This window comes from Lacticaseibacillus rhamnosus, from assembly GCF_900636965.1.
In the GTDB taxonomy this organism is placed as follows: Bacteria; Bacillota; Bacilli; order Lactobacillales; family Lactobacillaceae; genus Lacticaseibacillus; species Lacticaseibacillus rhamnosus.
This window is the reverse complement of record NZ_LR134331.1, coordinates 2,657,778-2,680,200: the sequence shown is the minus strand read 5'-3', so window position 1 is coordinate 2,680,200 and position 22,423 is coordinate 2,657,778. Positions and strand designations below refer to the sequence as shown.

Here is a 22,423-nt window from a genome sequence, read left to right as displayed (position 1 = left end):
TTAGTGTACATTAATTAGGCAGTTGTTTTTAAACAACCAAGTCATTTGCCGTCTTAGCTCAGTCGGTAGAGCGCATCCATGGTAAGGATGAGGTCGTCGGTTCAAGCCCGATAGACGGCTGCAAATGAAATGCCTGACAGATAGTTATCTGGTCGGGCTTTTTTTATTATAAGTTGCTAGCAATGTTGTGACATCGTTATCCGTCAGTCCAAGTGACTGCCTACGAAAGGATCGTTTATTTTGCAAATCCTCCGTTCCATCATTCAAATTTTTGGCGTTATTGTCGGTTTCTTGTTCTACTCTCTGGCCGAACTTGCACTTGTTCGCAGCGAACTAACTTGGGGGATGGTCGGTGCGATCGCGGCGTTTATCATTGCATTTGGGGCATTGATTGCCGCCTTGATGGTTTGTTACCGGCGCTTATATCGCCAGCAATCGCCTTTAAAAGTTGCCCATCCCGTTGCGGTCGTCTTGCAAGGCATCGGCTTACTGCTTTTGATTCAGGTGACGAATTCACTCATTATGCAGTTAACCCATGCACCCCTGGCAGCAAATCAGAGTAATTTGATTAAGCTGGTTCACACGTATCCATGGGGAATTAAGTTGCTGGCGGTCGTCGGTGGTCCCATTGTCGAAGAATATTTATTCCGTGGTCTTTTGATGAATAGCTTTGGCTCATTGCAGAAACGTTCCTGGCAGTGGGTTAGCGTGTTGGTGAGTGCATTTGCATTTGGCTTTGCCCATGTGGCGGGGTCGCGCATTGACTACAATATTTTTATTTATGCCGCACTTGGCGCTGTCTTAGCCTGGACCTACCTGCGTACGCGGGACATGCGCTATTCAATCGGTTTGCACATACTGAATAATGCGACGATTTTATTGGTTTAAGCAGCGTGATCCTAACAACCAGCCATTGCCGCGTGAGCTTCCTTGGCTATGGGCAGATTCCGAATTGCTAAAAGCGTTAATGAATGTACAAAAGCCACCCATCATTGTTCTGCGATGGGTGGCTTTTATGCGTTCCGGTCGGTTTATTCAAATTGGCAGTTCAATTCAGTGTGTAGAAAATACTTTCCTTCTGCCGTCAGATAAAGCGCTCGTTTGGTGTTGGGATCACGTTCAACAAAAGCTTGCTTTGAAAATGCATCAAAAATGGCATTACCCAAGGCACCGCCGAGATGATGTTTTCGTTCGCTCCAGTCCAGACATTTAACGGTAAAGAGACGTTTCTTTTTTTGGACGGTTTCAAGATCAATATTCAAACCCTTTTCAAAGAAGTTCAGACCATCCGGCGTGACTTGATATGCTTGAGGTTCTTCGCTAATGAGGTGATCAGCCAAGAGTTGATCGGTAATCAAAACGCCTATTTTTCCCGCCATATGGTCGTAGCAAGAACGGAAAGTCCGCATTTTATCAACCTTAAGGGCTCTGGTTAAGGTATGGGTTGACGCTGATGGTGAAAGTGGACTGAATTGTTCGATGAGTGCGGCAACCTGATCACTCACTAAGAAGAAATAGTGAAAACGGCCGGATTTTTCCATTTTAACCCAACCGTTGTTAATGAAGTTCTGTAAGTGATAACTGGCGGTTTGAGGTTGAATGTTGGCTTCGCGGGCTATTTCTAGAAGTGTGTGACCGCGTTTATCCATGAGACTGTCTAAAACTAGCATTTTTGAGTGATTGGACAAAGCGACTGCAATCTTGGTGATGTTAGGTAATTCTTTTGCCATGAAACGAACCTCCTTATCGGCGAATAATAACCGCGCTTTAATTATTCCACATTTCGATGCGCATGGAAATGACTGCGCCCTAAAATTTAGAACAAGGGCGTTAGTTAAGCCTATGAAAAGCGATATTTGTTTCGCTAGTGGAGGTGTCCGGCTGTGAAAATTTTACAGGTTGAAAAAGTAGTTAAGCGTTATGGAAACTTTGAGGCAGTTAAAGGCATTTCACTGTCCTTGGATCGCGGGAAAACGTTAGCTGTCTTGGGACCTAATGGCGCTGGTAAATCGACAACTTTAAAAATGATTTATGCGACGACCGCCATTACTTCCGGGAAAATTTTTATCAACGGGATCGATATTGTTAAACAACCTCGATTAGCTAAAAGGACGATTGGGGTGGTTATGCAAGATGACTTACTGGACACAACGCTGACCGTTAAAGAAAATATGATCGCTCATGGTATCTTATTTGATTTAACGGTTAAAGTGGCTGCTGAAAAAGCCGAGCAATTGTTAAAGTTTGTTGGGTTGTCTCATTACCAAAATAAAGCAACAACCAGTCTGTCAGGAGGGATGCGTCGCCGCTTAGTCTTGGCGCGGGCGCTTATCAATGATCCTAAACTGATCATTCTAGATGAACCCACCACTGGGCTTGATATTCAATCAAGACATGTCTTTTGGCACCGAATCAATGATTTAAAAAAACGCGGCGTTTCCATTTTACTCACGTCGCATTATGTTGATGAAATCGAGGCGTTGGCGGACAACGTTATGATTGTTGATCATGGCGTTGCTTTAGCAGAAGCTCCTGTTAAAGAACTTCCGCTAAAGTATGGTTATGCCACGCTGGAAGAGGCTTACTTGAAAATGACAAATTTTGATGAGGGGCGGGAAGATATTGAACAAACTCAAGATTAAAGGCATCGGTCATGTGATCTATCGTGATTGGATGAGCTTCAAGAAGTTGTTTAAAATCTCTATTTTTCCTAATCTGTTTGATCCGATCCTGTATTTAGTAGCGATGGGTTTGGGTTTAGGCAGTTTTGTTGGCCAAGTAGACGGGATGCCTTACTTGAAGTTTATTACGTTAGGCTTGATTGCTGGGACGGCGATGAACGCATCCAACAATGAGAGCACGGTTAATGCCTATATCCAGATGCATTTAGACAAAACATATTATGAAATGAGCACCGGTCCGATCAGCCTGCCGGATATCATTGTCGGTCAAGCTATTTGGGCCGGTATCCGGAGCGTCATCTTCGGGACACTATTTATGCTAGTGGCGCTACTGATGGGAACCATTAGCAGTTTTTGGGCAATGTTAATTCCAATGGTTTTGTTTATTACGGGTACCCTGTTTGGATTCTTGGGACTGGCTTTCACACTGATGGCACCTAGCAGAGATTATCTGAACTATTACACGATGTTGGTTATTCAACCCATGTTTATGTTTTCCAACACGTTTTTCCCGTTGAGTCATGTGGCCAGCTGGTTGAAACAGGTTGGCTGGTTTTCGCCGTTAACCCATGCGGTGGGCCTAATTCGCGGATTAGCTGATGGTAATTTGAGTGGTCAATTGGCTAATCTGGTTTGGTTGTTCGTTGTATTGTTAATAATTGCGCTAATTCCAATCAACTTGGTCGAAAAAAAGCTTGTTTATTAAATTGATGGTCGTCCTGATGGCAAGTAACAAGTCGATAGGCGTTGGCATCAGCGAAAGGTTGATTTACCAACGCTTTTTTCTAGGGCTGATATTCGATTCATGAATATTAACGATGCAAAAGATTCATTTGGTTGATGTTAGCTGTTCTTGTTAGACTGGGGAGCATGTGATTGATTATGCGTTTGCTGGCGCAGGGATCGAAGTGTGGGGACCTTGGGTGCAATGGTCAAGGTGCGGCCATCACGCCCAAGGTCGTTTACACTCCGATCTCTAACCGCGCCAGCTCACGCTCATAACGCGCTCACCGGCGCAGAAATCTGCGTGTAAGGACCTCAGTCGCAATGGCCAAGTGCGGGCCATCACGCCTGAGGCCACTTACACTCCGACTTCTAAGCGCGCCGGTTCGCGCTCATAACGCGTTCGCTGGCGCAGGGATCTGCGTGTAAGGACCTTGGTCGCAATGGTCAAAGTGCGACCATCACGCCCAAGGCCACTTACACTCCGATCCCTAACCGCGCCAGCTCACGCTCAGGAGGATGTTATGCGTAATTTTTTAAAGCAGGTACCGTTACCCATGGCGGGGTTGACGTTGGGGTTGGCTTCGTTGGGGAATTTGTATAAATTAGCTGGTTGGCAGTTGGTTGGTGATTTGACTGGGATCGTAGCTGGGTTGTTGTTTGGATTGGTTTTGCTGAAGCTTTGTTTGACGCCGCTTCATGCTGCTGGTAGTTTGAAGGATCCGATTATTGCTTCGGTTTCGCCAACTTTTTCAATGACGCTGATGATCTTGTGCACTTACTTTGTTGCTTGGGGGATGCCGTTGCCGGTTGCGACGATTGTTTGGCTGATGGCGGTGGCGATTCACTTTGGGTTGATGATTTTCTTTGTTCTGCGGCATTTGATTTCACAACCGAAAGCATGGCGAATGATTTACCCGAGCTGGTTTGTCACGTTTGTTGGCTTGGGCGTGATTCCGGTGACCAGCAGTCAATTTGTACCGGCGCTAGGTCAGCCGCTTTTCTGGATGGCGTTGGTGATTTATGTTGCCTTGTTTCCGTTTGTGCTTCACCGGTTACGGCATGTGCCTTTGCCCGAAGCGACTCAACCATTATTAACCATTATGGCAGCCCCGGCCTCGTTGTGTCTGACCGGTTATCTGGCCAGTTTTGACCACCCTAACTTCTGGCTGGCAACAGGGATGCTGATTTTTGCGCAGAGTTTATATTTCATTACGTTGGTTAGTATTCGGCAGTATACGCGGTTGTCGTTTTACCCTAGTTTTGCGGCCTTCACGTTCCCCTTGGTCATTTCCGCCACCGCATTGACCAAATATATTGCGGCTTTTGCCCAGAATGGCACAGTGCATGATCTGATGAGTGTCCTGCAATGGGGTGAGTGGATCGCGGCAACGCTGATGCTAGTCTTTGTAACCGGTCATTATCTGCATTTTCTGCGGCGGATTCGAAAAGGGGTTAAGGCTGCTGCTCAAGACGCGCAGAAGGTTATTGAATAGTCGAAAAGGCGATGAGACAGCTTTTGTGACGTTTTTTCTGCCTTTAAACAGCATAAATCCAGCGCATCATTTTGTGGCTACCTTAGCCAGATCAATAATCTTATCCAGCATCGCTTGCTTATGCGGCCAGTGAGCACTCGGTTTCTGCAGCAGATAAAAATGTCGTTGAAACTTTTTCCCGATGGCTTGTTGCGGGGCTTCAGGCGGAGCGATGCGATCGGATAATAGCGCTTGACCCACGCCATTTTGGACCAAGGCCCGCAGCATAGCGTTGTTATTGACGGTCATCAGGTGTTTGGGTGTGATGCCGGTTGTTTGTAGGTAAGCAGTTGTGTAATAGCGCATGCCGGAACCTTCTTCGCGGGTGATCCAGGTACCGGTGGGCCAGCCCGAGACCGTGAGCTGGTCGGAACACAAGGTCGTTCTGGTAGCACCTTTAAGTGTCAATGGCTGTTCAATAAAGCCGAGATCAAGGCGCCGCGATTCCAGCTGATTCACAACCTGGAGGGAATTTAAGACGGCTACATCGAATTGTAGGTAGGGAAAAGCAGCCTTCAAATCGCGCGCTAAGCTAGGAAACAGCACGGCCGCGACACTTTGGGATATGCCGATATGTAAGGTGACCGTGGTTGTCGCCGTGGTGTTTTGCAGTGCCTGTTTGGTTTTGTCCCATTCGGCTAACATGTTGCCGCTAAAATCGTACAGAATATCAGCTGCGGCAGTTGGTACGGTGGCGCTGCGCTTGTTGCGTTCAAAAAGTGTGACATTGAGTTCGTGTTCAAGCTGCTGAATGTGGTGGGAGACGGTGGGCTGACTCGTAAAAAGATGCTCAGCCGCCAATGAAAAACTGCGAGTTTCATAGACAGCCATGAAGGTGCGTAATAAGTTAAACAATTAAATGGCCTCCGGAGTTTTTATTAAGTTTTTAAATTAAACGATGATGTTAATAAAATATCATAATAATCACGAATAAAACAAACGCCCTTGTCTTTTTGCGACAAGGGCGTTTGTGTGGCCTTAAACTCGAGCTTCCGAAGCATCGCCGGTTCGCCGATATAGATCGGTCGGCAATGCAGTAATTAATGGGCTTGGTGCATCCAACGTTACAAGTGTTAAGTGATGCAAGGCACGCGAGCAAAGGGTATAGAGAATATCGCGATCGGCTTCATTGCGGTAAGTGGTTGCGGAAATGTCCCAGCCCACAACCGCATCAAACTCAAGTCCTTTAGCCAGGTAAACCGGCAAGATGACACACCCATTTTTCAGACTGTGGTCGTTAGCAGACAGTAACGTGACCGGCGTATCGAGCTTGAGTGTGGCGTAAAGTTGTGCAGCGGTTTTGGCATCTTTGGTCAAAATGGCCACGGTACTGTCAACTGTCAGTAACCGCGTGACCGAACGCGATAAGGCAGCAGTGGCCTCCGCTGATGAAACGGTCAAAACCTCAGGCATATCTCCGGCGCGATTAAAGGCTTGAATGTGGTCGTGTTCTGGCAACAAGGCTTTGGCAAAGTTCGTAATCGGTTGGGTTGACCGGTAACTCTTGTTCAACGTAATCAAACGGATCTTATAACCGGCAAAAACGTCCTTGATTTCGTGGATGAAGTCGCTGGGCTGGTAATTACTGGTGAAGACATCTTGCTTGGCATCCCCGAGCAACGTTAATTTGGCCTTTGGAAAAGCATGTTTCAGATATAACAATTGCGCCATACTGAAATCTTGCATTTCATCAACGAACACATACTGAATCAAACTATTTTGGCCGCTGCCAGTGCTCAGGTCGCGCAGATAAAGCAAAGGAGCCGCGTCTTCTAAGCGTAAGTGATGGGCTTCAATGCCGTCGCTAAAGGCAGTGATCATCGTCTGCCAAATCGGCGCATTCACCGGGGCTGCTATCTGTGCCATGAATTGTTGATAATCCTGGAAGACGTCATAAAAATGATCATTGTACAGTGCGTCGTAAATTGGTGCGAAGGCTTTTGCAACAATGGCTTCGGAAACGAATTGTTGCTCGTCTTCTCCGGTTGCAAACTCGTGATCGGCTGTCAACGTCTCTAATTCGGTTTGGGATAAGTCAGAGACGCGCAGTTGAGCCCAGTCGTGCGTGGCTTCGTCGTGAATACGAGCGTTTAACTGTTTAATCAGTGCATTTTTGGTCGCCGTGAATTTGTCGATGGGTTTCATCAAGGTCGGTTGTGACTGATAAATATTGGCAATCGTGGTGGCAGAAAAGAAGACTTCACCATTGAATTCAACGTCAATGAAATGAGGAACACGATCCGGATCGTTGGCGTAATCGGCAATGGCTTGTAAGTAGCTAGGAGCTTCTTTAAAGCGGCGAATGGTTTCGGCTGCTTGCGGTAAACCGGCTGCATCGTGTTCGTACCGTTCAAATAAGGTTTCGACATGCAGGCCGGTAAAACGATTGGCGAGGAACTCGAACAAGGTGGCCTGACGCATATTCTTTTCACCTAGGCTTGGTAAAACCTGGGAAATGTAGTTGGCAAAAAGCCGGTTAGGAGAAAAGAGCACCATTTGGTCGGCATCCAAATCGCTGCGGCTGTGGTAAAGCAAGTAGGCAACCCGCTGGAGGACCGCACTGGTTTTGCCTGAGCCCGCGACGCCTTGAACGACTAGCAAGTCACTGGAGGTATCGCGAATGATGTCGTTTTGTTCGCGCTGAATGGTGGCGACGATGTTTTTCATATATTCGTCGGATTGGTCACCAAGCACCGATTGCAGAATCTCATCGCCTACTGTTTCGTTGGTATCAAACATGGTTTTGATGTGACCGTGTTCGATTTGAAATTGGCGCTTATTTTTCAATGTCGCGTGCTGCTCGCCAGCTGGGGTTTCATAGGTCACATCCCCCAGCGTGCCGTTATAATAGATGGAACTGATCGGGGCGCGCCAATCATAAACCAGAAAATCGCCATCTTCGTCAATGAAGGTCGCGGTGCCAATGTAAAGCGTATCCGGTTCGCCGTCTTCGTCAATGTCGATGCGGCCAAAATACGGGTTGTCTGCCAATAAAGTTAAGCGATCGCCTTCATGTTTAAGGATGGTTTCATTTTCAACCGCCCGTGCAACCATGACTTTTTGTTGCTGAACGGCGGCGTTGGTTTCCATTTGATCATCGACTTCAGTCACGTTGACTTTGGTGTTTTCGCCATATGCCCGTTCGATGCGACTGGTTTCACGGTGCGCCGCTTCGATTTGCTCATGGATGGCAGCCAACCTCGCTTTTAGTTTCGCAATGACCGCCGTGACCCGTGCCTGTTCTTCTGCTTTCGTTGCATTCTTCATAACCGGCGCTCCTCTCCGATTTAGTATGCGTGCGTTGATGTGACTAGGATCAAATCGATCGAATCCTGCACTAGCAAATGCATTATCGTGTTTAAAATAGTGTCGATAATCTTACGCCCGGTTGAGGGAAAAGTAAAGTGTACACGTTCTGGGCAAGCAAAGACAAATTTGTCTAGATGATTTCAACAGTAATATGAGACGCTTTGTTTGGAAATTAAGATAGAAAGCAAGAGCTGGCGGAGCGGTGGCGGGCTCAGTGGTGAAATTGGTCTTAAGCGGAGTGGGCTTCTCCGCTTTAGACCAAGGCCGAGCTTCGAAACCGCGGTTTTTGCGGGTTCGAAGTCGTGCCCACCACGTTCCAGCCCAGCCACCGCGGAGCCAGCTCGGAGTATCGGAGATCACTTAATTAGAATAGAGTTGAGAACAGGCTCTATCTAAAACGCAATGGCCAAAGCCCAGCCACCACGCTTAAGGCCACATACGTTCTGGTTTACGCCCATAACGCGCTCACCGGCGCAGAAGTCTGCGTGTAAGGACCTTAAGCGCAATGGCCAAAACCGGGCCATCACGCTTAAGGCCGCTTACACTCCGACTTCTAACCGCGCCGGTTCGCGCTCACTCTGCTTCATGTTGTTGCATCGGAAAACAAGGTGGTACACTTAAACATAATCACATCACACGGAGGTTCGAGATGGCTGATTTATGGCGGACGATTGCTGAGCGCCACGGTGAATTGCTAAGTGCACTGGGACAGCATATTGAAATATCACTGATTGCGCTTATTTTAGCGGTGGTAATTGCGATTCCGTTGGCGGTTTGGGTTCAGACACATGCCAAAGTCGCGGCAGTTTTGCTTCAGATTACCGGCGTGTTGCAGACGATTCCTTCATTGGCATTGCTGGGGTTATTGATTCCGTTTGTCGGGATTGGAACATTGCCGGCGATTATTGCGTTAGTGGTCTATGCGCTGCTGCCGATTTTTCAGAATACATATATCGGCCTGCGCGACATTGATCCTTCCTATGAAGAAGCGGCGGATGCATTCGGGATGAGTCGGTTGCGGAAACTATTTAAAGTCGAGTTGCCGATTGCGCTGCCGGTGATCTTGTCAGGCGTCCGGACGGCGATGGTGATGATCATTGGCACGGCGACTCTGGCAGCGTTGATTGGTGCAGGCGGGTTGGGAACCTTCATTCTTTTGGGCATTGACCGTAACGATGCCGCACTGACACTTATGGGTGCCCTTGCTGCGGCGTTATTGGCGATTGTCTTTTCGTGGTTATTGAACTTGATGCAAAAAATTAACTGGAAGCTGAGCGTCGGGGTTGTGGCGTTGGCGGTTTTCGGACTCGTCGGCACGCAGGTTTACAGCCGGGTGACTGCGCCGAAAGAAACGATCACCATTGCCGGTAAATTAGGCAGCGAACCGGATATTTTGATTCATATGTATAAGGAACTGATTCAAAAAGCCGATCCTGATGTTGGGGTCACATTGAAACCAAACTTTGGGCAAACGAGCTTCTTGTACAATGCTTTGCGAACCGATAAGATCAACTTGTACCCAGAATTTTCCGGAACGGTCTTGGCTAGTCTGACGAAACCCTCTGCAGCCCAACAGCAGCAGGTAGCGGCAGGCAAAAATAATTATCCATTAGCCAAAAAGTTGTTGGCCCGGCAAGGCTTCACTTATCTGAAACCAATGGCCTATAACAACACATACGCACTGGTGGTTAAAGCAAGTTTTGCCAAGCGTTATCAGTTGCAAACCATCAGTGATCTGGCAAAAATTGCACCATCAATTCGCGCTGGCTTTGACTTGGAATTTATTGACCGCCAAGATGGATATAAAGGCATTCAATCTCAATATGGCCTGCAATTTAAGGTGGATTCCATGGATGCCTCGTTGCGATATCAAGCATTAGATCGCGGGCAGATTAACCTGACTGATGGCTACACAACTGACGCGCAACTGCGACAGTATCATTTAGTGGCCTTGAAAGATGACAAAGGTCTGTTCCCGATTTACCGCGGGGCCCCACTCATGCGGGCCGCGTTTGCCAAGCAGCACCCACGACTGGTTGCGGCGTTAAACCGGTTAGCCAATCACATCACCGAAAAACAGATGCAGGCGATGAATTATGCCGTGAGTGTACAAAATCAAAAAGCGGCCACGGTCGCTCATCGCTATCTCGTGCAACACGGTTTGCTCAAGGAGGTGCGCTGATGGCATTGATCAGTCTGGAACACGTCACGAAGACTTATGATGACAAGCCGGTTGTCAACGATTTGAGTCTACAGGTCGATCAAGGGGAACTGTTCGTCCTGGTCGGCACATCCGGCAGTGGGAAAACCACCACGTTGAAAATGATCAATCGGCTGGTTGATCCAACGGCAGGAGTCATCAAATTTGCCGGTAAACCACTGATGGCATACAAGGTACGTGATTTGCGTTGGGATTTAGGCTATGTTTTACAGCAAATTGCATTATTTCCAACGATGACAGTTGCACAAAACATCGCGGTCATTCCGGAAATGAAAGGGTGGTCACGGCAAAAAATCCGCACGGCAACCGATGATTTATTGGCAATGGTTGACTTGCCGCCAGCCGAGTATCGTGATCGCATGCCCAGCGAGCTATCAGGTGGCCAGCAACAGCGGATTGGTATTTTGCGGGCTTTAGCATCGCGGCCGAAAGTGGTGTTGATGGATGAACCATTTTCCGCGCTTGATCCGATTTCACGGACCCAGCTTCAGGATATGTTGCTGCATTTGCATCGGGCAATGAAAACCACGGTTGTTTTTGTCACGCATGATATGGCTGAAGCGATGAAACTCGGCGACCGGATTGGCGTCATGCATAACGGTCGGCTCTTGCAGGTGGACACTCCGGAAGCAATTGCCACGCAGCCAGCCAATGATTTTGTTGCTGATCTTTTCAAAGGAGCGCAGGCAAATCAAGGGTTGCAGGTGACATTGAGTCAATTAGCACCATTTGCGGTTGAGCAATCAGCTGATCATGCAGTTGGCGGTAATTTAACGTTGGCCGAGGCGCTGCCGTTGTTGGACGCCCATGAAACATTGCGGGTCAAGAGTGACCATGGCGTTTTCGTGATTGATACGCATAGTGTGGTGGCGTATCTTGCAAGTGCATTTGTTGATCAGGACACAGAAACGAAAGGATGATCGAAATGGCGTATGATTATGACACGATTGTCATTGGTGGCGGTCCCGGTGGGTTGGCGGCTGCTTACGGACTTGCCGCCAAGCAAAGGGTGCTGGTGATTGAAAGTGATCTGTGGGGCGGTACCTGTCCCAATTACGGCTGTGATCCCAAGAAGATGCTTTATCGCGGAGTTGAAGTCAAAAATGCTGCTTTGCGGATGAACGGTTTTGGCATCAGCGGTACGGCTAAGATTGATTGGCCGTCACTCATGGCCTTTAAGCGCAGTTACACAACCGGTATTCCGGCCGGGACGCTAACCGGCCTGACACGGACTGGCATTAAAACCTTATACGGACGCGCCCAATTGCTCGGCCAACATATGGTTAAAGTCGGGTCGCAAAACGTGACCGGAGAACATATTGTCATTGCCACCGGTCATACGCCGCGTTTTCCGGATATCCCCGGTGCCAATTTGTTGAAAACCAGCCGTGATTTTCTGGACTTGGACGCATTACCGACTAGCATTGCGTTTATTGGTGCCGGTTATGTCAGTGTCGAGCTTGCTAACATTGACGCAGCGGCTGGGGCAGATGTGCATATCATTGGTCATTCCGATCGACTTTTACGTGCTTTCCCTAAAGTTGCCACAGAGGCATTGAAGCAGCTGTTGCTTAAAACCGGGATTCATTTTCACCCTAATGTTGAACTGACGAAAATCAGTCCACTGGGAACGATGACGCACTTGCATGCAGATGGGTTTGATCTCAACGTGGATATGGCAGTTACGGCGATGGGCCGAATTGCCAACGTTGCGGATTTAGGCTTGGCCAATGCTGGGATTAAATCCGACCTCCGCGGTATTCCCGTCGACGATCACTTGCGGACGGCGGTTGCCAACATTTATGCAATTGGGGATGTCAACTTAAAACCTCAACCGAAACTGACACCGGTTGCTGGCTTTGAAGGCCGCTATGTAGCCCAACAAATTCTTGGCAGTCAGGAACCGATTCATTACCCGGCGATTCCAACCATCGTCTTTGGCCCCACAGAGCTGGCTAAAGTCGGCGTGGCGCTTGAAGATGCCCTAGCCGCACCGGAGCAGTATCAGGTCACTCACAACGAGACAACCCATTGGTACACATACAATCGCATACAAGACCCGGATGCGCAGGTATGGACGATTGTCGATAAAAGCACCGGCAAACTTGCAGGCGCCGTTGTCCTCGCGAGTCTGGCGGAAGACCTCATCAATACTTTTGCCGCCGCAATTGATGCCGGGCAGGAACCTAGTGATCTCAACCGGATCTATGCTTATCCGAGTGCGCAAAGTGATTTGCAGTACTTGTTTTAATCTGCAGAAGTAGGTTTGAGGAATTCGAACGTTAAAACAAAAGGGATAGATTTAGCAATCAAGTTTGCTAGGTCTATCCTTTTTTGAGTGCTCGAGGCGGGGGCATCATTCATTGTTTCAAAATAGAAGCGTACTATTTCTTTTTTTCAAGAAATAGTACGCTTTTTGGCTTCCTTCATTTTAGTATAAATGAGCTTTAACGATTCCAGTGCCAAAGCGGAGCAATCGTAGGCCAGATGGGGCTCAGCCGTGGAAACAGCGTAGCGACCGGGCTTGGAGCGTGATGAGAGAAGTAATGTAGCGAAAGAAGGTGATGTGCGTTTGGCGGGATCCAGTCTTAGCTATATATAAGTCTTGAAACTAACTTTTATTCTTGCTGTGATCCATTCTAACGCTTGGCTACTAATAACGGTGAGATAATCTACTTGTAAAGGTTCGGCAATTGTTGCAGAATCATTATAGAAAGATTAAAAAGCGAAAATGCTCTTAATAATTAAAATAGGCACCAGCAATCAGTAGCAGTTAGACCGAACAATCTTAAGATGGGTCTCTGGAATAAGGTCAATGATGATGAGTATAGATGGGACTCCGCACATGATCATAGGGCTGTTTTTCTGTTGGCGACAGAACCGCTTCATTCTTATCAGCACAGTTTCACTTATTTTGCCTGCTGGAGAGGATCGTTGCTGGTTAGCTCTCTCTAGAAGCCCACAGGATAATAGCAAGAATGAGATACAAAAATAGTTACCCGATTAAAGCATTTAGTCTAAATTTACAATCTGAAGTTTTTCACTAAATGACGCATTTTGTGGTAAGAATTTTGAAAAGATCTAACCATTCCGTTATCCGAGGAATATCCCTATTCATTTAAGGAGAATGATATGAAGCGCATCAAGCAGATTATTTTTAGCGATTTCTTTGACACTTTAACAAATGGCGCCTTAGTTTTGTTTGCTTATTGGTACATTTATGATGTGACTCATAACCAGAACTACATTTCACTTCTGGGACTCATCTCGATGCTCGCGACTTTGTTTACTTTTATTGGGGGCTATTTTTCAGACCGAATGAACAGAATTGCATTACTGAAGATAGTTGTGCTCATTCGAATTCTAAATACTAGCTTTGGGCTTGTCATTTATTTACTGATGAATAATCCAATTCTTGGGGTGATGATGACGGTTGTGATCAACTCGGTACTTAACATTGTGTACAGTCCACTTACTGAGTCCATTGTGCCATCTATCGTGCATGACCGGGATGACTTGGTCACGGCTAATTCGTGGGTATCCATAACGAATCAACTCGCATCGGTGCTATCAGCTGGGCTGTCTGCGATCTTTATTTTCTTCGGGAATGTGGGTGCAGGATTGGTTCTGTCGTTGATCCTTTATAGCGTCTCCTATTTTCTTATTGGCCGTTTGAACAGTACACAAGCACCGGAAGCAAATCATGAGGCATCATCATCACTTTCAATTCAGACCAGTAACTTTTTTGAAGGAATCAAAATTATTCGTTCTAATACGTTAATTGCTGTCATTGTCCCGATAGCTTTAGTGACCAACTTCTGTTTCTGGACAGTTTGGCTTCTAATGCCTAAGCTGTCAATTGATATTTTTTCCGAGTTTAAGTATATGTATAATGCGGTTGATCTTGCGTTTACTGTAGGCTCGATTCTGGGAGCATTTCTGGTTAACGCCAAGCACTCAGACACAAAAATTTTTACTGCAAAAAGCTTCCCGTATTTTTTGTTTCTGCAAGGCTTCATGATATTATTGATTGGCTTTTTCAGTTTGTTGCAAAGGGGTATTTTTGGTGTGGTATTAGCTTGGCTCGGATATGGTATTTGTAATGCTACCGGCTCGATTTTATATTTTTCCACTGTCCAGCTTTCGGTACCGAACCAACATATTGGCATGGTGATCGGCGCTATTCTCACGATTTTTTCAGTTGCCAATCCGATTGCGGCGATTGCCAGTGCACCGTTGTCACACCTAGCCGCAACGCCATCCATTGTTTTGTGTTTGGGACTTGTGATGATGATCGCCGCAATACCGGTTTTTTCGAAAAAAGTAATATCAGATTTAATAAAGGTTGATGCGGATTAACTTTAATAATGCTAATGCTATTGTTAGTAAACCTCTCTTTGCGACATAAGCAACTTATCTTTTTCAGACGTAATTACCAATTTTATTATATTGCTATAAGGTTTTCTTTGCGTAAAAATCCCCGTCTGGTACACTAACCAGAGGAGGATGAACGCCATGAAAATAGTGCTTATCATTTGTATTGTGATTGCGATCGTTGCCGGATACCTTGCCAATAAGAAACGTCAGAAACAATGACAATATGGTTCATTTTCTTGTTGGCATTCGGTTGTCATTGACTTCTAGTAAAAACTTAGCTAACCTAAACCCATATTCACACAAACGATGAGTACCCTATCCAAATGGTCGCCAGAGAGTCGGCAGCGCTGAGAAGTCGATGGCCAGGGTAGGTGAAATTGGGTCGTTTGCGTTACGTTCGGTGGGTGCGCCTTAAGCCAAGAGCGGTCCGAAATTCGGACAAGTTAGGTGGTACCGCGCGCTTGCGTCCTATGTTGTCATGACATAGGACGCTTTTTTAAATTAAGGAGGAAACACGCATGGCAAAAAAAGTGATTTTGACGGGTGATCGGCCAACGGGACGGTTGCATATTGGGCATTATATTGGTTCTTTGAAGAATCGGGTTGAGCTCCAGAACTCAGGCGAATATGAGCCGTTTGTGATGATTGCCGATACCCAGGCATTAACCGATAATGCCAATGATCCAGAGAAGATTCGTCACTCGTTGTTGGAAGTGGCATTGGATTATCTGGCAGTCGGGATTGATCCGGATAAGACGACCATTTTGGTACAAAGCCAAATCCCGGCGCTTTTTGAGTTGACTGCTTATTATCTTGATTTAGTGACAGTCAATCGCTTGGAACGCAATCCGACAGTGAAGGCAGAGATTAAGCAAAAAGCGTTTGGCGACAGCGTTCCCGCGGGATTCTTTATTTATCCGGTGAGTCAGGCGGCAGATATTACCGCTTTTAAAGCTACCACGGTCCCGGTTGGCGATGATCAGGAACCGATGCTTGAACAAACACGTGAAATCGTGCGCACGTTCAATCGGACCTATCACAAAGATGTCTTAGTCGAACCAGAAGGCTACTTCCCGCCAAAAGGTCTGGGACGACTGCCGGGGATTGACGGTAACGCCAAAATGAGCAAGAGCCTGAACAATGGCATTTACCTAGCCGATGATGCTGATACTGTTCAAAAGAAGATTATGTCGATGTATACCGATCCAAATCACATTCATGTCAGCGATCCGGGTAAGGTGGAAGGCAATGTTGTCTTCACTTATTTGGATATTTTTGATCCGGACAAGGACCAGGTGGCTAAGTTGAAGGAGCAATATCAACATGGCGGCTTAGGTGATGTGAAGATCAAGCGCTACTTAATTGACGTGATGGAGGCGGTTCTTGAGCCAATTCGGACGCGGCGGGCCCACTATGCCGAAGATATGGGTGCAGTGGCCGAAATGCTTCAGCAAGGGTCGGCAAAAGCTAATGTTGTCGCGAATCAAACGCTGCAAGAAGTCCGTGATGCGATCGGCTTTAACTATTTTAAGTAGGTAATTACGTCTTAAGCCGGATGTCGAATGCAACCAACATGGTAAAATATAAAGGAAGTGGTAATTGATTACGATGCGAGTTAATAAGTTTATAACTGAAGACGACGATTAACAGTCTTATTAACGGCGCATGTACTAGAGGAGAATCCATGATGAAAACGAAACGATTAAGTCCAGTTGCAGTCACGAGCATTGTGCTTGGTGTCATTGTTGCAATCTGCCTGATTTTTGGCATTGGTACCTATAACTCGTTGGCCAAGCAGAACCAAGCAGTTGAAGCCCAGTGGAGCCAGGTTGAAAATGTGATGCAGCGGCGCGCCGATTTGGTGCCGAATCTGGTGAATGCGGTTAAAGGCCAGATGGGTCAGGAGCAAAAAGTCTTCGGCGATATTGCTGAAGCCCGGAAGTCTTATGCTAACGCCGACTCAACAACCAGCAAGGCTAAAGCCGATGATCAACTGAATAAGAGTGTTGGGACATTGATTAATGTGATCAAGGAGAACTATCCTAACCTCCAAAGCAGTAATCAGGTCAACACGCTGATGACGCAGCTTGAAGGTAGTGAAAACCGGATCTCGGTTGAACGCAAGCGTTACATTGATCAGGTTCGGGATTATAACCAAAGCGTCGTTACCTTCCCGAAGAATATCTTTGCAAGCATGATGGGACTGGGCAAGAAGGACACCTTCAAAGCTACCCCATCAGCACAGACCGTCCCGAGTGTTGATTTTTCAAGCAATAGCTCCAGTTCTGGGAAGTAGGTGGCGCCATGCGCAGGCATTTAGCGTGGTTACTAGCCGCGCTGACGGGCTTGTTGTTGTTTACCGGTGCAGCTCATCCGGTAGCAGCGGCCGAGGATCTGCCGGCACGACCAACTGACCATTACTACCTGGACCAGGATCGTTACCTTGATCAGGAAACCGAACAACTGGTTGATCAAAAGAATCGTTATTATCAAAGCACCAAACAACAGCCGCAAATTGCGGTAGCTGCACTAAAGTCTACCCACGGCGATCCATTGTCGGATTATGCACCTGATCTTTTTCAGAAATGGGGGATCGGGAAAAAAGGTACCGACAACGGCGTGTTGATTCTATACGCTGACAATAATGGTAAGCAAAATCTGCGGATCGAAGTAGGGTACGGCCTTGAAGGTGACTTGCCAGACGCTTTGGCGGGACAAATCCTCAATACGAATCTAAAAGGAATTAAATCGGGTAATAAAGCCGAACTGAATCAGGCTTTGCGCAAGGTCTTCAATGCCGTTGCGACCGTTATTGATAAAAAGTATAAATTTCCTAAGGATCAAAACACGGTCTCGGATGAAACCATGAATCGCTACCAAAATGCGGACCGAAATCGCGGTGGCAGTTTGCTAGGAAAGATTGTTGTGATCTTTCTTGTCGTTGTGGTCGTAGCAGTCATCTTCGGCGGTCGCGGCGGCGGTGGCCGTGGCGGACGGCGCCGCGATGGTGATGGCGGCTTCTGGCTATGGCTCATCCTAGATGCTTTGTTCTCTGCAGGCCGAAGAGGCGGCGGAGGCGGATTCGGCGGCTTTGGCGGCGGTTCCGGCGGTGGCTCAAGCTGGGGCGGCGGCAGCTCCGGAGGCGGCGGTGCCGATGTTTGATTGCAAATATATTTCAATTGCCAGACAGTTATTCAGCTGTCTGGCTTTTTGTGATATCGTGGGGGGATTGTAATTTAGTGAGCGCGAACAGGGCCGCTTAGAAACCGGAGTGTAAGTGGCCTTAGGCGTGATGGCCGGTCTTTGGCCATTGCGCCTAAGGTCCTTACACGCAGGTTTCTGGCCCTGTGAGCGCGTTATGGACGTAAAGTGAATCCCGTGGCCTCAGGCGTGATGGGACCGGTCTTGGCCATTGCGCCTAAGGTCCTTACACGCAGATCCCTGCGCCGGGGAGCGTGTTATGGGCGTAAAGTGGTTCGTCGTGGCCTAAAGCGTGATGGCCCGGTCTTTAGCCATTGCGTTTTAGGTCCTTACACGCAGACTTCTGCGCCGGGGAAACACATTTGGGCGAAAAAAGCTCAAAAAGCCCAAAATACAAGCCGTTCCCGTACGTCATAACCCCATAAGTTTCGATGATGCCAACCCAACATACGCGCTGACATCATCACGCAACCAGGCATGAAAGAATCTTGGAGGATAGATTGATGCGCAATTTAACAATTGGCAAACCCTTGAAACTGATCATCTTATTTACGATCCCATTGTTAATAGGGAATCTTTTTCAACAGCTTTATAGTTTTATGGACGCGCTGATTGTCGGTCGTACGATTGGCAAAGCGGCTTTGGCTGCGGTTGGTGCAACTTCGAGTATCGTCTTTTTGATTATCGGCTTTGCGCAAGGCACGACAGCTGGACTGTCAATCTTGACAGCCCAAGCATATGGAGCACGTGATTATCGGCGGGTGCGGCGTAGTTTCGGGACGAGTGTCTGGATCACGCTAGGAATTTCCGTTATTTTGACAATCGGTGCCGTGACCATGACGCGGCCGTTATTAACCGTTATGCAGACGCCGCCGGATATTATGGATGACTCGATTGCCTTTGTGCGGGTGATTTATTTTGGCATTATTGCTTCGATGAGTTTCAACTTGCTGAGTAATATGTTGCGGGCATTGGGGGACTCACGAACACCGCTGTTTTTCCTGATCATTGCGACGATTATTAACATCGTGCTGGATTTCTGGTTTATTCTGGGTTTTCATTCCGGCGTGGCGGGTGCCGGTTATGCAACTGTCAGTGCGCAGGTGATTGCGGCGTTACTGTGTTGGATCTATATTCGCATGCGGATTCCGTTGTTGGTCATTAACCGCAGCGACTTGCGCTTTGATTGGCAGGATATTGTTAAACACTTAAAAGTCGGCTTGCCAATGGGGTTCCAAATGTCGATCATTGCAATCGGTGCTGTTATCTTGCAAGTGATGCTAAACACGCTTGGTACGAATGCGGTTGCTGCCTATACTGCGGCCGGTCGGATTGATCAGCTCGCGACACTACCTTCAGCTTCGTTTGGGGTAGCGATGGCAACGTTTGCCGCGCAGAATCTCGGTGCCAAGGCTTACGGTCGAATTCGCCGCGGCGTGTATCAAACTTTGTTGGTCAATGTTGGCTTATCGTTGGTGTTGGGTGCCTTGATCATTGTCTTTAGTAAACCATTAGTCAATTTGTTTCTCGGACCGAATCAGCCCGCCGTTACCGCTTTGGCCCAAACGTATTTCCACTACAATGCCAGCATGTATTGGCTGCTAGCCATCCTATTTACCGTCCGGAACCTGCTTCAAGGATTGGGACAGACGCTGGTGCCGACTGTGGCCGGATTTTTTGAATTAGGTATGCGGGCATTTGCGGCGATTTTCCTTGTAGTACCGTTTGGCTTTGCCGGGGCATCGGCGGCCAATCCCCTGGCATGGCTTGGCAGCGTGCTTGTATTGGTCAGCTCCTACATCCGCACCATGCGGCGGATTAGACAGCAAGAAGATACGAAAACAGGGGAAAAAGCGTAGAAGTAGCCATTATGGAAAAAGTGACATGATAGAATATAAAAATCAGTTCTTCCTAAGTCAGTGGGCTGCAGGAAGAACTGATTTTTTTGGCGATTAACCTTAGTAGGAAATTTTTCGTTAGTAGGTGTCCCAATCAGCTGTTAAAATGTTTGCCGTAAATTTCCAGATCGGCTTTTCCTTCTGGTAGATCGGCAATAGCTGGTAGATGGCCCCAGTGGTCGTAGTTAAATTTCTTAAATAAACGCCGACTGGCCGAGTTGTGGCCGAAAATTCTTGCGATGATCGTTGTCAATCCGCGAGCCGGTGCTTCTTGATCCACAAACGCCAAGGCCGAACTGCCGATATGGTGACCGCGGGCAGTGATGTCCAGATACAAGCTGATTTCCGCGGTTTGATCATACGCTGCCCGGTCACTGTAAGCGGAAAGCGTTAGCCAGCCGACATTGTGATGATCAACCTGAATCATCCATGCCGGAAAATGATCATTGTGCGCTGCAAACCAATCAGCTTTTTGGTCAACAGTTTGAGGTTGCAAATCTGCTGTTGCCTGGTGCGTAGGGATGGTCTCATTATAAATGGCAACAATCTTGGGCAGATCTGCGGTGGTGGCGGGAACAAATTCGATCATGCTGACGCCTCCTATGCATTAGAACGTGATTCGACCGGTAAATGTGGGCAAACTAGCGGTACCATTATGCTGCATGGCCTCCAGCTGCGGCTTTACGCGATCACGCAAATCGGTACTAAGTTTTAGCTCGGTCAATAAAGCCTTAGTGGTGGCGATTTCCCATTTGGCATCATCTAGATCCGGACATTCTATTAGCTTGCCAGCAGTGTAGGACCATGTGTTATCATGGGCAATCTGCGCTAAGGTATCAGGCGTGATTAAAGTGCGAATGTTGGCAACATCACTAGGTGCAATCGCATAAAGTAACCCTTGAATCATCGCGGCTTGTAAGTGACCAATTTGATTAAGCGCGGTGGGGTGAAGTGACCATTCGGCAAGATCGACATAATCGCCAATGGTGCGCAGGTTTTTCAAAAGCAAGGCAAACGCATTGGCCGATGCAAAGTACCATAAACTATGCGCCATCACAATGCGGTCAAAATGTTGATTGGCAACCGGACCGAGGCTGGCGGCGAGATTGGTATCAAAGTGTACCGTCAGCCGACTTGCTAACGGCCCGTTTAACAGATGATCCCACGCTTGTCCGAGTGTGAGCGGCGCACCGTAATCGCGCGAAGCAATGTCGATCCCGGTGACATGCCCGCTGGGACCCACTTGATCTGCCAAAACCGCACTTAAGTCACCTTGACCGCAGCCGATTTCCAAGATGTTTTCGCCTGGTTGAATTTGCCAAGCGTCTGCAATTGCAATTCGGTGGGCGGTTTGACGTCGCTGAATGTCACGGGCATCCGGAGTCGGACCAAGTGCCATTAAATCTGTAATATCATCGAGTCGATTCTTCATGCGAAACTCCCTTTATAGAAAGATTAAATGTGTCAATTTTTAGGTCATTTACGAGTTGGTGTCTGATAGCTGCCAATCAGAATGGCATTTAGGCTTAAGGCAGGTCGTTACCGGCCGCAAAATAAAGATCATACCATTCTTGACGGCTTAAGGTGATATCTGCTGCCTCGGCAATCGCCCGCAGACGCGCCGGTTTGGTGGTGCCGGCAATAACCTGCACATTCGCCGGAACGCGCAAAAGCCAAGCAGCCGCGATGGCATTAGGATTGGTGGTGTATTGATCGGCTAGTTTTTGAAGCAGCGCATTTAACTTAGGAAATTGGTCATTATTGATGAAGACCCCTTCAAAGAAACCGTATTGGAACGGACTCCAAGCCTGAATGGTCATATGATGTTGTTGACTATACGGCAAAAGGCCACCATCATGATCGATGGAACGTGTATCAGCCATGTTGGTATGCATGCCGGCATCAATCATGCCAGTATGCATAAGCGAAAATTGCAGCTGATTGATGATAAGGCGTTGCGGGACAGCTTGCTGCAACAAATCGATTTGAGCAGGATTAAAGTTGGAAACGCCGAACTGACGCACCTTGCCTTCATTTTGCAGCTGAAGAAACGCCTCAGCGACTTCTTCAGGTTCCATGAGCGGATCGGGACGGTGTAGCAGTAAACTATCAACATAATCCGTTCCCAGACGCTTTAGACTTTGGTCGACAGCCGTCACCAGATGCGTTTTGGAAAAGTCATAGCGGTGCATGCTTTTGCGATCATTGATAATCCCGACTTTGGTTTGAATCAAGACTTGATCACGGGTGAAGCTCGCTTTTTTCAGTGCGTCACTGAATAACTGTTCGGCCTTACCATTACTGTAAATATCGGCGTTATCAAAGAAGTTAATTCCGACATCGTAAGCAGCATCGAGCAATTCCGTTGCGCGCGGACGATCAAGATTCGGTAGGCGCATGACGCCAAGAGCGATGGCATAAGCGTTTAAGCCGGAGCGCCCGAGATTGATCATTTTCAATTGTGAGACTTCCTTTCAG

The 22,423-nt window shown here is 47.6% G+C and carries 18 protein-coding genes and 1 tRNA gene; 13 read left to right on the top strand and 6 right to left on the bottom strand.

Annotated features, from left to right (window positions below; all coding sequences use genetic code 11):
- Positions 1 to 47 precede the first annotated feature (47 nt).
- Both EL173_RS13535 and EL173_RS13530 read left to right on the top strand, forming a co-directional pair.
- Positions 48 to 120: transfer RNA gene (locus EL173_RS13535), tRNA-Thr, on the top strand.
- 120 nt (positions 121 to 240) lie between these two features.
- Complete coding sequence (locus tag EL173_RS13530; protein WP_005685184.1) at positions 241 to 888, top strand: CPBP family intramembrane glutamic endopeptidase; 648 nt, start codon at positions 241 to 243, stop codon at positions 886 to 888.
- 143 nt (positions 889 to 1,031) lie between these two features.
- Here the strand turns inward: EL173_RS13530 and EL173_RS13525 are convergent, their stop codons facing one another.
- Positions 1,032 to 1,730: an ArsR/SmtB family transcription factor gene (locus tag EL173_RS13525; RefSeq protein WP_005690931.1), complete on the bottom strand. Its 699-nt coding sequence runs from the start codon at positions 1,728 to 1,730 to the stop codon at positions 1,032 to 1,034.
- A 153-nt stretch (positions 1,731 to 1,883) separates the two neighbouring features.
- Between EL173_RS13525 and EL173_RS13520 the strand changes: the two genes are divergently transcribed.
- From EL173_RS13520 to EL173_RS13500, 3 genes are all read left to right on the top strand, one after another.
- On the top strand, positions 1,884 to 2,642 hold the full coding sequence (locus tag EL173_RS13520) for an ABC transporter ATP-binding protein (RefSeq protein ID WP_005690933.1): 759 nt from the start codon (positions 1,884 to 1,886) through the stop codon (positions 2,640 to 2,642).
- Positions 2,623 to 3,387: an ABC transporter permease gene (locus EL173_RS13515; protein ID WP_014571657.1), complete on the top strand. Its 765-nt coding sequence runs from the start codon at positions 2,623 to 2,625 to the stop codon at positions 3,385 to 3,387. Before EL173_RS13520 ends, EL173_RS13515 begins: the two co-directional genes overlap by 20 nt.
- A gap of 541 nt (positions 3,388 to 3,928) precedes the next feature.
- Entirely contained in the window at positions 3,929 to 4,900 is a 972-nt protein-coding gene (locus EL173_RS13500) for a TDT family transporter (RefSeq protein ID WP_005690937.1), read from the top strand.
- A 66-nt stretch (positions 4,901 to 4,966) separates the two neighbouring features.
- Here EL173_RS13500 and EL173_RS13495 read toward each other — a convergent pair whose 3' ends face one another.
- Positions 4,967 to 5,794: a LysR family transcriptional regulator gene (locus tag EL173_RS13495; RefSeq protein WP_005690939.1), complete on the bottom strand. Its 828-nt coding sequence runs from the start codon at positions 5,792 to 5,794 to the stop codon at positions 4,967 to 4,969.
- 123 nt (positions 5,795 to 5,917) lie between these two features.
- Positions 5,918 to 8,206 carry an RNA polymerase recycling motor HelD gene (helD, locus tag EL173_RS13490; RefSeq protein ID WP_005690943.1) on the bottom strand — a complete coding sequence of 763 codons (2,289 nt, stop codon included), beginning with the start codon at positions 8,204 to 8,206 and terminating at the stop codon, positions 5,918 to 5,920.
- Positions 8,207 to 8,897: 691 nt separating this feature from the next.
- Here helD and EL173_RS13480 point away from each other — a divergent pair.
- From EL173_RS13480 to EL173_RS13435, 8 genes are all read left to right on the top strand, one after another.
- Entirely contained in the window at positions 8,898 to 10,430 is a 1,533-nt protein-coding gene (locus EL173_RS13480; protein ID WP_005690947.1) for an ABC transporter permease/substrate-binding protein, read from the top strand.
- Positions 10,430 to 11,389, top strand: a complete 960-nt coding sequence (locus tag EL173_RS13475) for an ABC transporter ATP-binding protein (RefSeq protein ID WP_005690949.1) — start codon at positions 10,430 to 10,432, stop codon at positions 11,387 to 11,389. The genes EL173_RS13480 and EL173_RS13475 overlap by 1 nt, the downstream gene beginning before the upstream one ends.
- Positions 11,390 to 11,394: 5 nt before the next feature.
- Positions 11,395 to 12,720: a dihydrolipoyl dehydrogenase family protein gene (locus EL173_RS13470; RefSeq protein ID WP_020752310.1), complete on the top strand. Its 1,326-nt coding sequence runs from the start codon at positions 11,395 to 11,397 to the stop codon at positions 12,718 to 12,720.
- Between the two features lie 881 nt (positions 12,721 to 13,601).
- Positions 13,602 to 14,828, top strand: coding sequence for an MFS transporter (locus tag EL173_RS13465; RefSeq protein ID WP_005690953.1), 1,227 nt, complete (start codon positions 13,602 to 13,604; stop codon positions 14,826 to 14,828).
- Positions 14,829 to 15,364: 536 nt separating this feature from the next.
- Entirely contained in the window at positions 15,365 to 16,381 is a 1,017-nt protein-coding gene (gene trpS, locus EL173_RS13460; protein ID WP_005685198.1) for a tryptophan--tRNA ligase, read from the top strand.
- Between the two features lie 152 nt (positions 16,382 to 16,533).
- The gene (locus EL173_RS13455) at positions 16,534 to 17,142 is read left to right on the top strand and encodes a LemA family protein (RefSeq protein ID WP_005685199.1); all 609 of its coding nucleotides are present in this window, start codon (positions 16,534 to 16,536) and stop codon (positions 17,140 to 17,142) included.
- An 8-nt stretch (positions 17,143 to 17,150) separates the two neighbouring features.
- Positions 17,151 to 18,008 carry a TPM domain-containing protein gene (locus EL173_RS13450; RefSeq protein ID WP_005690959.1) on the top strand — a complete coding sequence of 286 codons (858 nt, stop codon included), beginning with the start codon at positions 17,151 to 17,153 and terminating at the stop codon, positions 18,006 to 18,008.
- A gap of 542 nt (positions 18,009 to 18,550) precedes the next feature.
- Positions 18,551 to 19,906, top strand: a complete 1,356-nt coding sequence (locus tag EL173_RS13435; protein WP_005690961.1) for an MATE family efflux transporter — start codon at positions 18,551 to 18,553, stop codon at positions 19,904 to 19,906.
- A gap of 133 nt (positions 19,907 to 20,039) precedes the next feature.
- Here EL173_RS13435 and EL173_RS13430 read toward each other — a convergent pair whose 3' ends face one another.
- The 3 genes from EL173_RS13430 to EL173_RS13420 form a co-directional block, all read right to left on the bottom strand.
- Positions 20,040 to 20,534, bottom strand: coding sequence for a GNAT family N-acetyltransferase (locus tag EL173_RS13430; protein ID WP_005690965.1), 495 nt, complete (start codon positions 20,532 to 20,534; stop codon positions 20,040 to 20,042).
- Positions 20,535 to 20,552: 18 nt separating this feature from the next.
- Positions 20,553 to 21,377, bottom strand: coding sequence for a methyltransferase domain-containing protein (locus tag EL173_RS13425; RefSeq protein ID WP_005685204.1), 825 nt, complete (start codon positions 21,375 to 21,377; stop codon positions 20,553 to 20,555).
- A gap of 94 nt (positions 21,378 to 21,471) precedes the next feature.
- Entirely contained in the window at positions 21,472 to 22,404 is a 933-nt protein-coding gene (locus EL173_RS13420; RefSeq protein ID WP_019728536.1) for an aldo/keto reductase, read from the bottom strand.
- Positions 22,405 to 22,423 lie beyond the last annotated feature (19 nt).

Bases quoted from the DNA above. Each gene is read 5' to 3' on its own strand.
- EL173_RS13525 (WP_005690931.1), bottom strand. From the start codon at position 1,730: ATGGCAAAAGAATTACCTAACATCACCAAGATTGCAGTCGCTTTGTCC.
- EL173_RS13500 (WP_005690937.1), top strand. From the start codon at position 3,929: ATGCGTAATTTTTTAAAGCAGGTACCGTTACCCATGGCGGGGTTGACG.
- helD (WP_005690943.1), bottom strand. From the start codon at position 8,206: ATGAAGAATGCAACGAAAGCAGAAGAACAGGCACGGGTCACGGCGGTC.
- EL173_RS13480 (WP_005690947.1), top strand. From the start codon at position 8,898: ATGGCTGATTTATGGCGGACGATTGCTGAGCGCCACGGTGAATTGCTA.
- EL173_RS13475 (WP_005690949.1), top strand. From the start codon at position 10,430: ATGGCATTGATCAGTCTGGAACACGTCACGAAGACTTATGATGACAAG.
- EL173_RS13470 (WP_020752310.1), top strand. From the start codon at position 11,395: ATGGCGTATGATTATGACACGATTGTCATTGGTGGCGGTCCCGGTGGG.
- EL173_RS13465 (WP_005690953.1), top strand. From the start codon at position 13,602: ATGAAGCGCATCAAGCAGATTATTTTTAGCGATTTCTTTGACACTTTA.
- trpS (WP_005685198.1), top strand. From the start codon at position 15,365: ATGGCAAAAAAAGTGATTTTGACGGGTGATCGGCCAACGGGACGGTTG.
- EL173_RS13455 (WP_005685199.1), top strand. From the start codon at position 16,534: ATGAAAACGAAACGATTAAGTCCAGTTGCAGTCACGAGCATTGTGCTT.
- EL173_RS13450 (WP_005690959.1), top strand. From the start codon at position 17,151: ATGCGCAGGCATTTAGCGTGGTTACTAGCCGCGCTGACGGGCTTGTTG.
- EL173_RS13435 (WP_005690961.1), top strand. From the start codon at position 18,551: ATGCGCAATTTAACAATTGGCAAACCCTTGAAACTGATCATCTTATTT.
- EL173_RS13430 (WP_005690965.1), bottom strand. From the start codon at position 20,534: ATGATCGAATTTGTTCCCGCCACCACCGCAGATCTGCCCAAGATTGTT.
- EL173_RS13425 (WP_005685204.1), bottom strand. From the start codon at position 21,377: ATGAAGAATCGACTCGATGATATTACAGATTTAATGGCACTTGGTCCG.